A 12,377-nucleotide genomic window follows, 5' to 3' on the forward strand; every position below is an offset into this window, starting at 1 on the left:
TCCTGCAGGAGGGTGCAGGGAGCGGGGCAACTTTGGGCCAAGGCCCGTCCCAAAACAGGCCCATTGCAAAGCCTAAGGGCCGGGGCAATCGCGGGATCGCCTCGCGCCCTTTGCAGGGCCGGAGGATGATCGGGCATGTAAGGGCGGCTGTCGTCTGGACCTGGCCCGGAGCGGGCAGGATGCTGCGGCGCCTTCGCAAGAGACCGCGCCTTGGCAAAGTGTCTCAGATTGCGCCCTGCGGGTCGAACGCATAAGCTTCTGCCATGCGCTTCACCGAGAAAAAGAAGATTGATCAGAAGACAGGCCGGGCGATCAATCGCCGGCTCATCCTGAACCTGATCCGGATGACCGGCGGCCTCAGCAGGACCGAACTGGCGGAGCGAACGGGCCTCAGTCCGGCGGCGGTGGGCCATGTCGTCGGCGACCTTCTGGACGAGGGGTACCTGATCGCCGGCACCTCGCAGCGCAACGGCAGCGGGCGCAAGCCGGTGCCGCTTATGCTGAACACTGCCGGGCATCTGGCCATCGGTGTCAAGGTGGGTCCGGAACGGGTGGACTGCATCCTGACCGATTTCGGCATCAACGTGATCGACAGTGAAAGCGTCCCGCCCGCGGACCTCAGCCCCGGGGCGGTCGTCGCGGCGGCGGCTGAGGCCGTGGCCCGGGTCACCATGGCCCATGGCGCCGGGCGCCCGATCCTGGGGGTCGGGCTGTCGGTGCCCGGACGGATCGATCCGCACAGCGGGCTCTGCATCCGCAGCCACCGCTTCGGCTGGAACGATGTGCCGATCGCCGCCATGCTGTCGGAGGCGCTGGCCCTGCCGGTTTTCATCGAGGACGATACCCTGGCCTTTGGACTGGCGCATCACATGTTCGGCCTGGGCCAGGCCTGTCAGAACTTCGCCGCCCTCGCTGTCGGTGAGGGTATCGGTTACGCCGTGATCTCGGACGGCAAGGTGCGCCGGGGGGCTGTGGGCACGGCGGGCAAGGTCGGCCATGTGCTGCATGATCCGACCGGGCCGATGTGCGAATGCGGTCGCAGGGGATGCCTGCAGGCCTGGTATTCCGCGGCCTCGCTGGCCCGGCGGTGGGCGGAGGCCCATGCCCTTCCGCTGGAGGCGGCGCTGGCCGAACACGATCCCGCCGCGCGGGCCTTCGTGGCCGAGGCCGGAGAGGTGATCGGCCGGCATCTGGCGGAATGGTGCACGGTCAGCGATCCCGAGCGCATCGTGCTGGGCGGAGAGGCGGTGGCCCTGGGGCGCGCCTTCCTTGATCCGCTCGAGGCGGCGCTGGCGAGGCAGTTCTACCGCGCGCCGCCCCCCCCGGTCTTCGTTGATGACAGCAGTTTCTACTGGATGGCCGGCGCGGCTGCCGTCGCGGTGCAGCAGGTCTTCGATTTCGAGGCCGCGCCGGCGGGCGATCAGCCGGAGCCGGGCGGCGTGGAACTGAGCACGACGGCGCCGTAGGGTTCCAGCGCGAACACCGGTCCCAACCGCGCCCCGCTCAGCAGGTCGCGCCGCGGTTGCGGCAGCGTGACTTCGCGCGGCATGTCGGTGGTGTTGAGCAGGAAAAGAAGGCGGTCGCCCCCGGGATGTTGGCGCTCGCTCGCCTCGACCCCTTCGGGCAGATCCGGCAGCAGGGGGGCGATGCCGGCGGGCAGCAGCACCGCCTCGATCAGCGCCTCGGCCAGCGCCTCGGTCAGGTAGGTGCCGAGGTAATGCGCCCGGCCCCGGCCAAGGGGGCGCGCGGTCAGCGCCGGGGCGCCCTCCAGCCAGCGGTCCGCCCAGTGGGCCAGAGGGGTGACATCGGGCGCGAGGATCAGCTTTTCGTAGAGATGCCCGGCCTGCAGCGTGGTCTCTCCCAGCCGCAGGTGATGGGGCCGGCCGGCGGAACAGGCGGGCAGGGGCGCACCACCGGGGCCGAACCCCGCGGGCCGGGCCGGAGGTGCGAAAAGACCGTCCTGCCCGGGGGCCACGATACGGCCGAATTCCTCGACCCGGACGCCCAGCAGTTCGCCCAGGCCCATGCCCGGCGCCAGCTCGGTCAGGATATGGTTGTCGCGGGTCCGGGTGGCGGTCATGGCCGAGACGATCAGCTGCCCGCCGGCCTCGGTGAAGCGGCGCAGGGCGTCGGTCCAGCGCGGATCCCAGATCAGCCAGTGCGGCACGTAGAGCGCCTTCAGCCGCGACAGGTCATCCTCGGGGTGGACGAAGCCGGTGGCGATGTTGCGCCGGTAAAGCGCGCGGTGCAGCAGCGTGGCATCCTCCAGCGGCGAGGGCAGGCCCATCGGGTAGGTGCGATAGGCCTCCTGGTTGTCGAAATCCCCCCCGGCGATGCCGACGTCGATGCGCACGCTGCTGCCCGGCAGTGCGTCCTTCAGCGCCGCCATGTCCCGGGCGAAATGGCAAGCCTCGGCATAGCGGCGGCGGGGCTGGTCATCGTGATCGATCAGGCCCATCCAGTAGATCTCGGCGCCGAAATGGGCGGGACGCCAGCGGAAGAACATCAGCCCGTCCGCCCCCCGTGCCACGGAGCTGAGCGCCATGCGTCGCATTTCCCCGGGTTCGGGCGTCATGGTTGAGAATAGCGGCTGCGATCCCAGCCCCGAGGCCTGTTCCGGCACGATGAAATTGCCGGTGAATCCACGGCAGATGTCCAGATGCAGCGCCTGGCTGTGGGCATGGCCTCCATGGCGGCGCATCTCGTCGTAGAGCATCGGGTAGATGTCGAAGCCGAGGAAATCGAGATCGGTGGAGAAGGTGCCGCGAAAATCGATGTCCTCCAGCTGGCCGAGGTTGTGGAACAGGAACCAGTCGGGATTGGCGGCGCGCAGGATCTCGACCTGGTCGCGCTGGAAGGCGGCTGTCGCGGCGGCGAGGAAACGGTGGTAATCCTGCCGGTGCCCCGGAGAGACATGGCCGGGATTGTCCGGGTAGGGCAGCACGACCTGATCGAAGTGATCGTAATGGGTGGCCCAGAAATGTCCGCCCCAGGCGGCGTTCAGCGCCTCGATCGTGCCGTAGCGCAGGTGGCACCACTTGCGGAAGGCAACCTCGCAGCTGGGCGAGAAGCTGAGCGAGGTGGTGGTGTTGAGCTCATTGTCGGTCTGCCAGCCGATGACATTGGGGTTGCCGGCGTAATGGGTGGCCATGGCGCGGGTGATGCGGCGGGAATGGGCGCGCAGCACGTCGGAGGTCGTGTCGCCATGCTGGCGCGATCCATGCGAGGCGGTGCGCCCCGCGGCATCGACGCGCAGGATCTCGGGATGGGCCTGGCTGAGCCAGCGTGGCGGCGTCGCGGTGGGGGTGCACAGGATGGTCCGGATCCCCTGTTTCGCCAGCCCGTCAATGGCGCGGTCGAAAAGGTCGAAGGCGAAATGGCCTTCGTGGGGTTCCCACAGGTGCCAGGCGAATTCGCCCATGCGCACGACGTTGAATCCGGCCTCGGCCATGCGCTGCGCGTCGCGCGCCCAAAGGCTTTCATCGACATGTTCGGGATAGTGCGGCACGCCGATCAGGAAGGCGTCAAGGTTCAGCGGGCGCCAGGCGGACAGCGGCGCGGGGGCGGTCTTCTTCATGGGGTGTCCTTCGGTTCGGGATGACGTCGGGATGTCACGGGGCGCTTTTCGGCGCCGTGACGGTGCGCCCGTCCTCGGCAAAGAGGTAGGCGTCGGCGGGATCGAAGCCGATTTGCAGGGTGCTGCCCTCGGGCGGGGGCGTACCCGCTCCCAGCAGCAGGGTGACGCTTTCGGTGCCGGTGTCGGAGCCGGTGGTGCGCAGCGCTCCGGCATCGGCGTAAAGCACGCTCTCTCGGCCCAGTTCCTCGGCCAGGCGCAGAGTGGCCGGGGTGGTCACGCCCCGACCGTCGATGCGCATGTGTTCGGGGCGCAGGCCCAGCGTCACCCGGTTGCCGGGGCGCAGCCCGTGATCCGCGGCAAGGGCCGGGATCGTGACCTCGGGCAGGCCGGGAACCTCGAGCGTGGCGCCGGCGCTCAGGTCGCGCAGGCGCCCTTCGAAGAAGTTCATCCGCGGGGCACCCAGGAAGGAGGCAACGAAATGGTTCACCGGGTTGCGGTACAGCTCCAGCGGGGCACCGACCTGTTCGATGCGGCCCGCACGCAGGACGACGATGCGGTCGGCCATGGTCATGGCCTCGACCTGGTCATGGGTGACGTAGATCATCGTCGCACCCAGGCGCTTGTGCAGGGTCGCCAGCTCGACCCGCATCTGGGTGCGCAGCGCCGCATCGAGGTTCGACAGCGGCTCGTCGAACAGGAAGACATCGGGGCGCCGGGTGATGGCCCGACCGATGGCGACGCGCTGGCGCTGCCCGCCCGAGAGCTGCCCGGGCTTCTTGTCCAGCACGTCGGTGATGCGCAGGATCTCGGCGGCGGCGCGCACCGCCGCGTCGATCTCGGCCCGGGGACGCTTCATGATCTTCAGGCCGAAGCCCATGTTCTGCGCCACGCTCATGTGCGGATAGAGCGCATAGCTCTGGAAGACCATGGCGATGCCGCGCTCTCCGGGATCGGTGCGGGTGACATCGCGACCGGCGATCTCGATACGGCCCGAGGTGATGTCGGAGAGGCCGGCGATGGATTTCAGCAGCGTGGACTTGCCGCAGCCCGAGGGGCCGACCATCACCACGAACTCGCCCGGCTGGATCGTCAGGTCGATGTCGCGCAATGCGTGGAAGGCGGCATAGTATTTCTGGACGGAGGTCAGTTTGACGTCAGACATTGGCATTCCTCAGCCCTTCACCGCGCCCATGGTCAGGCCGGCGACGAAGTGGCGTTGCATCAGGAAGAACATCACCACCGGGGGGATGGCGACAAAGAGGGTGGCGGCGGAGATCACGTTCCAGGAAGAGGCCCATTCGCCACGCAGGTTGGCGAGGCCGGCGGTCACGGGTTTCACCGCATCGGTCTGGGTCAGCACGATGGCCCAGAAGTAATCGTTCCAGATGAAGGTGAAGAGCAGGATCGACAGTGCGGCCAGCGCCGGGCGCACCAGCGGCACGACGATCTGGACCAGCACCTGGCCGGGGCTGGCGCCTTCGGCACGGGCGGCCTGGAACAGCTCGTTCGGGAGGGCGGCGATGAAGTTGCGCATGAAGAGCGTGGCAAAGCCGGTCTGGAAGGCCACGTGGAAGATGATCAGCGCGCCGAAGGTGTCGTAGAGCCCGAGCGAGACCATCAGGTCGCGGACCGGGATCATGAAGACCTGCTGGGGCATGAAGTTGCCGGCGATGAAGGTCGCGAATAGCAGCGTGGCGCCGGGAAAGCGGTGCCGCGCCAGCACGTAGCCGGTCATGGTCGACAGGATCAGGACCAGCGCGGTCGAGGGAAGCGTGATGATCAGGCTGTTGAGGAAATAGCGCAGCATGTCGGTCTGGGTGAAGACCGCCACCAGGTTGCCCCAGAGGTTGATGCGGTCGGGCCAGCCCCAGTAGTTGCCGGCCATGACATCCTCGAGCGTGCGCAGGGCGGTCAGCATGATGGCGAAGACCGGCAGCAGCCAGACGGCCAGCACGATCCAGACGCAGGCCGCATAGGCCAGACGGGCGACGGGTCGGGTTTCGGGGATCTGACGGGGATACATCAGGCGCTCCTTTCGTCGCGCAGAAGCCGCAGGAGGTACCAGACGATGAAGACCATCATGATGGCGAACAGCACCGTTGCCAGCGCCGCGCCGTAGCCGAAGCGATAGGAGAACAGGCTTTCCTGGTACATCTGGTAGGCCAGGTTGGTGGAAGAGCCGAAGGGCCCGCCGCTGGTCATCACCGCGATGATGTCGAAGGAGCGCAGCGCTCCGATCATCGAGATCGCCAGCGCGATGAAGGCCACCTGGCGCAGTTGCGGCAGCACGATGTGGCGCAGCATCTGCCAGCCGCGCGCATTGTCGACCCGCCCGGCGCCGATGATTTCCTCGTCCAGGGTGTTCAGCCCGGCCAGGAACAGGATCATGCAGAAGGCGACCTGGGGCCAGAGCGCGGCGAAGACCACCGCGAAGGTGACCCAGGTGTCGCTGGACAGCACCGCCGGGGGACTGGCACCGAAGGCATGGAACAGCAGCGCCAGCAGGCCGTAGCTGGGATCGTAGAACCAGACGAAGATGACGCCCACGGTGACGGTCGACAGCACGAGCGGCATGAAGAACAGCGATTTCGCCAGCCGCATGGTGCGGATCTTCTGGTTGACCAGCAGCGCGATGGCCAGCCCCATCGGCGGGGCCAGCAGGAAGACCGCCAGCCAGATGACGTTGTTGCGCAGCGACACCCAGAACTGCGGATCGCCCCAAAGCTCGGCATAGTTCGACAGGCCGACCCAGGTCATCGGGCCGAACCCGTCCCAGGCGTGCAGGGAAATCCAGAAGGTGCGCAACGCCGAGAAGACGATGACGACGAGGAAAAGCAGCAGCCCGGGCGCCAGCAGAAGGGCCGGGGTCGCGCGGTGTCTCAGGGACCGGCGGGTGCGGAGCATGGTGTGTCCGTTTTCTGGGAAGGTCGGCGGGCCGCCGCTACGCGGCCCGGAAAGGGTACGGGGCGTCAGAGCGGGCCGTAGGCGCGGGCGCGGGCCCGTTCGATCCCGGCCAGGATGTCGGAGGCGCGCTCGGGGCGGACCATGAACTCCTGGAAGCCCTTCAGGCCGGCCTGGGCGACATCGGGATCGGTGTCGCGGTCGAAGTACTGCGACGTGCCATCGACCCCGACGAGCCCCTTGCGGGACTCCACCATGATCGGATCGGAAGAGACGTCGATATCGGTGCGCGCCGGCAGGTTGCCGTCCGGCTTGAGGTATTCCCACAGCCGGTCGGGTTGGTAGAAATAGGTCAGGAAGTCCCGCGCCACCTCGGGGTTCTTCGCGCCGGAGGGAATGTGGATCGAGTCGACCGAGAAATCCTCGTACCGGCCGATGCCCGTGTCATAGGTCGGGAAGGGCGCAAGGCGCAGCTGAGCGCGATCGGCCTCGGGGAAGCCGTAGATGATGAAGCCGGCCAGATCCATCATCGCGGCCTTCTTCTGGGCCAGGATCGCGGCGGCCTGTTCCCAGCCGTAGGAGGTTTCGTTGCGCAGGAACATCCCGGCCTTTACCTGTTCGGCCCAGCGATCCGTCACCCGGGTCAGGCTGCCGTCGGTATAGGCGATGCGGCCTTCCATCAGGGCGCGGTGGTGGTCCAGCCCGTTGATCCGCAGGTTCATGTGGTCGAACCAGCCGGCGGCGGGCCACATCTCCTTGGTGCCGATGGCAATGGGGGTCATGCCGGCCTCGCGCGCATTCTGGCCGAAACTCAGGAAGTCCTCGGCGGTGCGGGGGGGCGTCCAGCCATTGCTGTCGAAAACATCCTTGCGGTACCACAGGCCCCAGACCAACCCGGCGGTGGGCAGGCCGTAGATCCGGCCATCGACCGTGGTTGCGCTCATCGCGGGAACGACATCGGCCCAGCCGTTCTTCTCGACAAGGTCGGTGATGTCGGAAAACAGGCCGCGCTTGACGAAGCCGCGCATCCGTTCGCCGGAAAACCAGAAGTTGATGTCGGGCGGGCTGGCCACCAGGTAGTTGCGGATCGCCGTCTTGTGGGCCTCGTGATCCATGTTGTTGAGCGAGACCCTGACGCCGGCCTCGCGCCCGAAGGCGTTGGCGATGTCGGTCAGGGCGGCGCGCTGGTCGGGGTTGCCGCGGTCGGAAATGATCACCAGCTCGCGGCTTTGGGCATAAAGTGGAGCGGCAAGACAGGACGTGCCTGCCGCTGCGGTCGCCGCAAGGAAACGGCGCCGGTTCAGGGTATTTCGGGTCATTGGTTCTCCTCCCAATTGCAGGCAGGCTAGGCAGGCGGAGACCCTCTGTCAAATTAAATTTACTAAATAAAAAATTAAGAGCGCGCGCGGCGCCCTTGCGGGAAGGGGGTTCTGGCGGCCGGAGGGGGCACGGACCGGCCGCCGCAGGGATCACATCCAGCGGTCGAGAAGCCGGTACCACTGGGTCATGGTGACGATGCCGAGGCTGCGCAGACCGGCGGGCGGGGCCTTGGGCGCGGCGCCGTGGGGCACTTTCAGATCGCCCAGCCTGCCTTGCGCCGCCAGAGTCTCTCCCAGCAGGAGGCCATAGGTGGTGGCCATGGCGACACCGCGCCCGCAGAAACCGTGCACGGTCCAAAGGCCGGCTTCGGGGCTGGCGATGCGGGGCAGGAAGTCGCGGGTCACGGCGACCTTGCCGGCCCAGCGATGGGCGATCGCGGTCCCGGAAAGCTGCGGGTAGACCGTCTCCAGTGCGCGGCGCACCATCGAGAAATCTTCGATTTTTCGCGGCCCGTGGACACGGCCCCGGGTGCCGAAGACGAGACGGTTGTCGGGCGTCATGTTCCAGTAGAACAGGATCCGCCGGCTGTCCGAGGCTGCCGCCCCGTCGGGCAGGATCGTCGCGGCGGTGGCCGCAGGCAGGGGCGCGGTGGCGATGATCTGGGTGTGGGTGGTCAGCATCGAACCCGCGATGCCGGGATCAAGCCGTCCGGAATAGGCGTTGGTGGCCAGCACCAGCTGCCCCGCCTGCACCGTGCCCGCCCCCGTGGTGACCTGCCAGCCGTCGCCTTGCCGCCGGTAGCCGGTGACAAAGGCGTCGCGGAAGATCCGGGCGCCCGCCGCCCGGGCGGCCCGCGCCAGACCCCGGGCATAGGACAGCGGTTGGAGCGAGCCGCAGGCATGGTCGATCAGCCCACCCTCGTAGGCCTGCGACCCCAGCATCCTGGCCACCTGCGCGCGGTCCAGCATCTCGATCCCGGTGACGCCGTCGCGGGTCCAGTTGCGGTGCCGAGCTTCGGTCTGGCGCATCCCGGCGGCATTGTGGGCGGGCAGGATCCAGCCATTGCGGCGCAGGTCGCAGTCGATGCCGAAACGGTCAACCAGGTTGTAGACCCGCTGCGCATTGGTCGCGCCGATCCGGGCGATTTCGGCGCCATCCTGGCCGAAACGCTCGGTCAGTTCGGGCAGGCCGGGCTTGAAGCCGCGGATCACCGCCCCGGAATTGCGCCCCGAGCCGCCCCAGCCCGGACCGCCGCGGTCCAGCACGATCACGTCGCGGCCGGCCTCGGCCAGCGCGAGGGCCGCCGAAAGGCCGGTATAGCCCGCGCCGACAATGACCACATCGGCGCGCAGATCGCCGGCCAGCGGGACCGAAACGTCGGGTTCTTTCGCGCTCTGCTGCCAGAGCGAGGGGAAGGTGTCGATGCAATCGCGGGGCATGGCGGTCATGGTCTTGGATCTCGGGCTGTCAGACGGAGGAGGGGCGGCCGCCGGGTTGATGCAGGCGGACGGTGGTGCTGTAGTGGTAGTTCAGTTCGGCCTTGGCGGTGGCGCCGTCGCCGCGTTCCAGCGCGGCGAGGATGCGGTGATGATCCTCCAGCGCCGCAAGGGGGCCGCTGTCGACCAGGATCTCGTCCGAGCGGATCAGGCGGATCCGGTCCAGCAGCCGGGCCAGGTCCGCCAGCAGGGCGGCCCCCCCGGCAAGCGCCGCGATGCCAAGGTGGAACTCGGCATCCAGGCGAGAGAATATGGCGCGCGGCAGGGTGTCCACCGCCGCCCGTTGCGCCTCAAGCATCTGGGCCAGGGGCGCGAAGGCCGCCGGGGGAAGGCGCCCCTGGTCCTGGGCTTCCATTGCCAGGTCGACGGCCAGGTGCTCCAGCGCGGCGCGCATCCGATAGGTGACGATCACGGCTTCCAGATCGTAGTGACGCACCGCATAGCGCCGTCCCGACCGTTCGATCAGCCCCTCGTATTCCAACCGCTTCAGCGCCTCGCGGGCGGGCAGGCGCGAGGCGTCGAACCAGGCGGCGACCTCGTCCTCGCGCAGCACATGGCCCATCCGGAACTCGTGGCACAGTAGCCGCTCCTTCAGGCCTTCATAGACCTGCTGGCCGGTGGATGCGGGGCGGGCGGGGTCGTCGGGGGAACGGGAAAGATCAGGCATGTTGGAGGTCCGGTATACCGAAATGGCCTATCAGGCAAATAATCCGGCCAAAATCATCTGTCCAGTATACTTAAATGGCCTAATTTATCACCCGGGATGCATAATTTTTGGCATTCCTGCCGTACCGCGCTCCCTCCGGTATGCCGAAGCGCCCGCCGGCGCTATGCGGCCCCGGCGCCGCAGGTCAGGGTCTGAGCAGACCGGGCCCGGAGCCCGGCGAGCCAACACACCACGACAGGGAACTTCCATGAAACTCCGCTTCCTGGCGCCCGCCGCCGTTGCCCTTGCCATGATCGGCCTGCCGGGCCTTGCCGAAACGCTCAAGGTCGGCTCCACCCCGACCGGCGTGCCCTTTACCTTCCTCGATGTGAAATCCGGCCAGGTCACCGGCATGATGGTCGACGTGGTGAAGGCCGTCGGCGAAAAGGCGGGCTTCACCGCCGAGGTCAAGTCCACCGACTGGGTGTCGCTGATCCCGGCGCTGACCTCGGGGCGAATCGACATCATCTCGGCCGCCATGTCGATCACCGATGCGCGCAAGAAGGTCGTCGATTTCTCGGATCCGATCTTCCCCTATGGCGAAGGTCTGGTGATGCGGAAAGATGATCCGACCCAGTATACCCAATCCCTGAAGGAGACCGCCGGCAAGACCATCGGCGTTCAGCAGGGCACGCGCTATCTTGATGATCTCAAGGCGATGTCGGGCATCGGCACCATCAAGGTCTACGAGAATATCGCCGACATCATGCGCGACGTCCAGCTGGGCCGCATCGCGGTGGGCTTTGCCGACCAGCCGATCATGGCCTACCAGATCGGCCAGGGCAAATTCCCCGATCTGCAGATGTCGAAATCCTACAAGCAGCAGTTCGTTGCCCCCCTCGGTCTGGCGATCAACAAGGACCACCCCGAGCTTCTGGCCCGCATCAACAAGGCGCTGGCCGAGATGAAGCAGAGCGGCGAGCTGGATGCGCTGATCGCCAAGTGGAACCTGGACTGATCCCGGGCTCTGACGGATGAACAAGTTCCTACAGGATGCGCAGGACTACCTGCCGATCCTTCTGCAGGGCGCGGTGACCACGGCTGGCATCGCGTTCTGCGCCCTCGTGATTGCGACGCTCTTCGGTCTGGTGCTGGCGCTGATGCGCTACTCCGGGATCGGGGTGCTGTCCTGGACCGCCCGCAGCTTCGTCAACATCGTTCGGGGCATCCCGATCCTGGTGCAGCTGTTCTACATCTACTTCGTGCTGCCCGATTTCGGCATCGACCTGACCGCCTTCCAGGCCGGGGCGATCGGCCTGGGCATCGCCTATTCCTGCTACATGGCCGAGAACTTCCGCGCCGGCCTTGAAGCGGTGGACAAGGGCCAGGTCGAGGCGGCGCAGTCCATCGGCATGAGCTGGGTGCTGACCATGCGCCGGGTGGTGCTGCCGCAGGCCTTCCGCACCGTGCTGCCGCCCTATGGCAACACCATGATCATGCTGCTGAAGGACACGTCGCAGGCCTCCGTGATCACGGTTGCCGAGATCACCTTCCAGGGCAAGATGCTGGCCGCTTCCACCTTCGAGAACATGACCGTCTACACCCTGGTCGCCGGCCTCTACCTGGCCTTCAGCGTGCCGCTCTTCCTGCTGGCATCCTATCTTGAACGGAGGTTCGGAAAGAAATGATCACCATCAAGGGGCTGCACAAGAGTTTCGGCAACCTGGAGGTCCTCAAGGGGATCGACGCCACGGTCGAGAAGGGCGAGGTCGTCTGCCTGATCGGCGCCTCGGGTTCGGGCAAGTCGACGCTGCTGCGCTGCGTCAACGGGCTGGAGACCTACGAACAGGGCGCCATCGACGTGCATGGCCGCCGGGTCCGGGCCGAGGATGCCTCGATCCGCGACATCCGTACCCGGGTCACGATGGTCTTCCAGCGCTTCAACCTGTTCCCGCACCGCACCGCGCTGCAGAACATCACCGAGGGGCCGATCTTCGTCAAAGGCGAACCCCGCGCCGAGGCCGAGGCCCATGGGATGGCGCTGCTGGCGCGGATGAACCTGGCCGACAAGGCCGATGCCTACCCCGAGCAGCTTTCGGGTGGGCAGCAGCAGCGGGTGGCCATCGCCCGCGCGCTGGCCATGCGCCCCGAGGCGATCCTCTTCGACGAGCCGACCTCGGCGCTGGATCCCGAACTGGTCGGAGAGGTTCTGGCGGCGATGCGGGCGCTGGCGGAAGAGGGCATGACCATGCTGGTCGTCACCCACGAGATGGGCTTTGCCCGCGAGGTGGCCGACCGGGTGCTGTTCATGAGCGGCGGGCGCATCGTCGAACAGGGGCCGGCGGCCGAGCTGCTGAGCAATCCCCAGCACGAGCGCACCCGCGACTTCCTCAGCCGCATCCTGTCGCCGATGTGAGGGCCGCGCCGGGGCCTCGTC

General features: G+C 67.3%; 11 protein-coding genes. 4 read left to right on the forward strand and 7 right to left on the reverse strand.

Going from position 1 to position 12,377, the window contains the following annotated elements:
• The first annotated feature begins 263 nt into the window (after positions 1-263).
• Positions 264-1,466, forward strand: coding sequence for an ROK family transcriptional regulator (locus tag KM176_RS07720; protein WP_202397770.1), 1,203 nt, complete (start codon positions 264-266; stop codon positions 1,464-1,466).
• Here the strand turns inward: KM176_RS07720 and KM176_RS07725 are convergent.
• The 7 genes from KM176_RS07725 to KM176_RS07755 form a co-directional block, all read right to left on the reverse strand.
• Entirely contained in the window at positions 1,421-3,577 is a 2,157-nt protein-coding gene (locus KM176_RS07725; RefSeq protein ID WP_160893076.1) for a beta-galactosidase, read from the reverse strand. The genes KM176_RS07720 and KM176_RS07725 overlap by 46 nt on opposite strands.
• Positions 3,578-3,611: 34 nt before the next feature.
• Complete coding sequence (locus tag KM176_RS07730) at positions 3,612-4,739, reverse strand: ABC transporter ATP-binding protein (protein WP_160893078.1); 1,128 nt, start codon at positions 4,737-4,739, stop codon at positions 3,612-3,614.
• A gap of 9 nt (positions 4,740-4,748) precedes the next feature.
• Entirely contained in the window at positions 4,749-5,600 is an 852-nt protein-coding gene (locus KM176_RS07735; protein ID WP_160893080.1) for a carbohydrate ABC transporter permease, read from the reverse strand.
• Positions 5,600-6,481, reverse strand: coding sequence for a carbohydrate ABC transporter permease (locus tag KM176_RS07740; protein ID WP_160893082.1), 882 nt, complete (start codon positions 6,479-6,481; stop codon positions 5,600-5,602). The genes KM176_RS07735 and KM176_RS07740 overlap by 1 nt, the downstream gene beginning before the upstream one ends.
• Before the next feature lie 65 nt (positions 6,482-6,546).
• Positions 6,547-7,797 carry an ABC transporter substrate-binding protein gene (locus KM176_RS07745; protein ID WP_160893084.1) on the reverse strand — a complete coding sequence of 417 codons (1,251 nt, stop codon included), beginning with the start codon at positions 7,795-7,797 and terminating at the stop codon, positions 6,547-6,549.
• A 150-nt stretch (positions 7,798-7,947) separates the two neighbouring features.
• Entirely contained in the window at positions 7,948-9,246 is a 1,299-nt protein-coding gene (locus tag KM176_RS07750; RefSeq protein ID WP_160893086.1) for an NAD(P)/FAD-dependent oxidoreductase, read from the reverse strand.
• A gap of 19 nt (positions 9,247-9,265) precedes the next feature.
• Entirely contained in the window at positions 9,266-9,961 is a 696-nt protein-coding gene (locus KM176_RS07755) for a GntR family transcriptional regulator (RefSeq protein ID WP_160893088.1), read from the reverse strand.
• A 247-nt stretch (positions 9,962-10,208) separates the two neighbouring features.
• Here KM176_RS07755 and KM176_RS07760 point away from each other — a divergent pair, with 247 nt between their 5' ends.
• The 3 genes from KM176_RS07760 to KM176_RS07770 are packed head-to-tail and all read left to right on the forward strand — an operon-like array spanning position 10,209 to position 12,356.
• On the forward strand, positions 10,209-10,958 hold the full coding sequence (locus KM176_RS07760) for an ABC transporter substrate-binding protein (protein WP_202397771.1): 750 nt from the start codon (positions 10,209-10,211) through the stop codon (positions 10,956-10,958).
• 16 nt (positions 10,959-10,974) lie between these two features.
• The gene (locus tag KM176_RS07765) at positions 10,975-11,628 is read left to right on the forward strand and encodes an amino acid ABC transporter permease (RefSeq protein ID WP_160893090.1); all 654 of its coding nucleotides are present in this window, start codon (positions 10,975-10,977) and stop codon (positions 11,626-11,628) included.
• The gene (locus KM176_RS07770) at positions 11,625-12,356 is read left to right on the forward strand and encodes an amino acid ABC transporter ATP-binding protein (RefSeq protein ID WP_160893092.1); all 732 of its coding nucleotides are present in this window, start codon (positions 11,625-11,627) and stop codon (positions 12,354-12,356) included. The genes KM176_RS07765 and KM176_RS07770 overlap by 4 nt, the downstream gene beginning before the upstream one ends.
• The last annotated feature ends 21 nt before the right edge of the window (positions 12,357-12,377 follow it).

It is taken from the genome of Pseudooceanicola endophyticus (assembly GCF_018760365.1).
Classification (GTDB): Bacteria; Pseudomonadota; Alphaproteobacteria; order Rhodobacterales; family Rhodobacteraceae; genus Pseudooceanicola; species Pseudooceanicola endophyticus.

Excerpts from the sequence above, each read along its gene's own strand:
- KM176_RS07720 (WP_202397770.1), top strand. The coding sequence starts at position 264 with ATGCGCTTCACCGAGAAAAAGAAGATTGATCAGAAGACAGGCCGGGCG.
- KM176_RS07725 (WP_160893076.1), bottom strand. The coding sequence starts at position 3,577 with ATGAAGAAGACCGCCCCCGCGCCGCTGTCCGCCTGGCGCCCGCTGAAC.
- KM176_RS07730 (WP_160893078.1), bottom strand. The coding sequence starts at position 4,739 with ATGTCTGACGTCAAACTGACCTCCGTCCAGAAATACTATGCCGCCTTC.
- KM176_RS07735 (WP_160893080.1), bottom strand. The coding sequence starts at position 5,600 with ATGTATCCCCGTCAGATCCCCGAAACCCGACCCGTCGCCCGTCTGGCC.
- KM176_RS07740 (WP_160893082.1), bottom strand. The coding sequence starts at position 6,481 with ATGCTCCGCACCCGCCGGTCCCTGAGACACCGCGCGACCCCGGCCCTT.
- KM176_RS07745 (WP_160893084.1), bottom strand. The coding sequence starts at position 7,797 with ATGACCCGAAATACCCTGAACCGGCGCCGTTTCCTTGCGGCGACCGCA.
- KM176_RS07750 (WP_160893086.1), bottom strand. The coding sequence starts at position 9,246 with ATGACCGCCATGCCCCGCGATTGCATCGACACCTTCCCCTCGCTCTGG.
- KM176_RS07755 (WP_160893088.1), bottom strand. The coding sequence starts at position 9,961 with ATGCCTGATCTTTCCCGTTCCCCCGACGACCCCGCCCGCCCCGCATCC.
- KM176_RS07760 (WP_202397771.1), top strand. The coding sequence starts at position 10,209 with ATGAAACTCCGCTTCCTGGCGCCCGCCGCCGTTGCCCTTGCCATGATC.
- KM176_RS07765 (WP_160893090.1), top strand. The coding sequence starts at position 10,975 with ATGAACAAGTTCCTACAGGATGCGCAGGACTACCTGCCGATCCTTCTG.
- KM176_RS07770 (WP_160893092.1), top strand. The coding sequence starts at position 11,625 with ATGATCACCATCAAGGGGCTGCACAAGAGTTTCGGCAACCTGGAGGTC.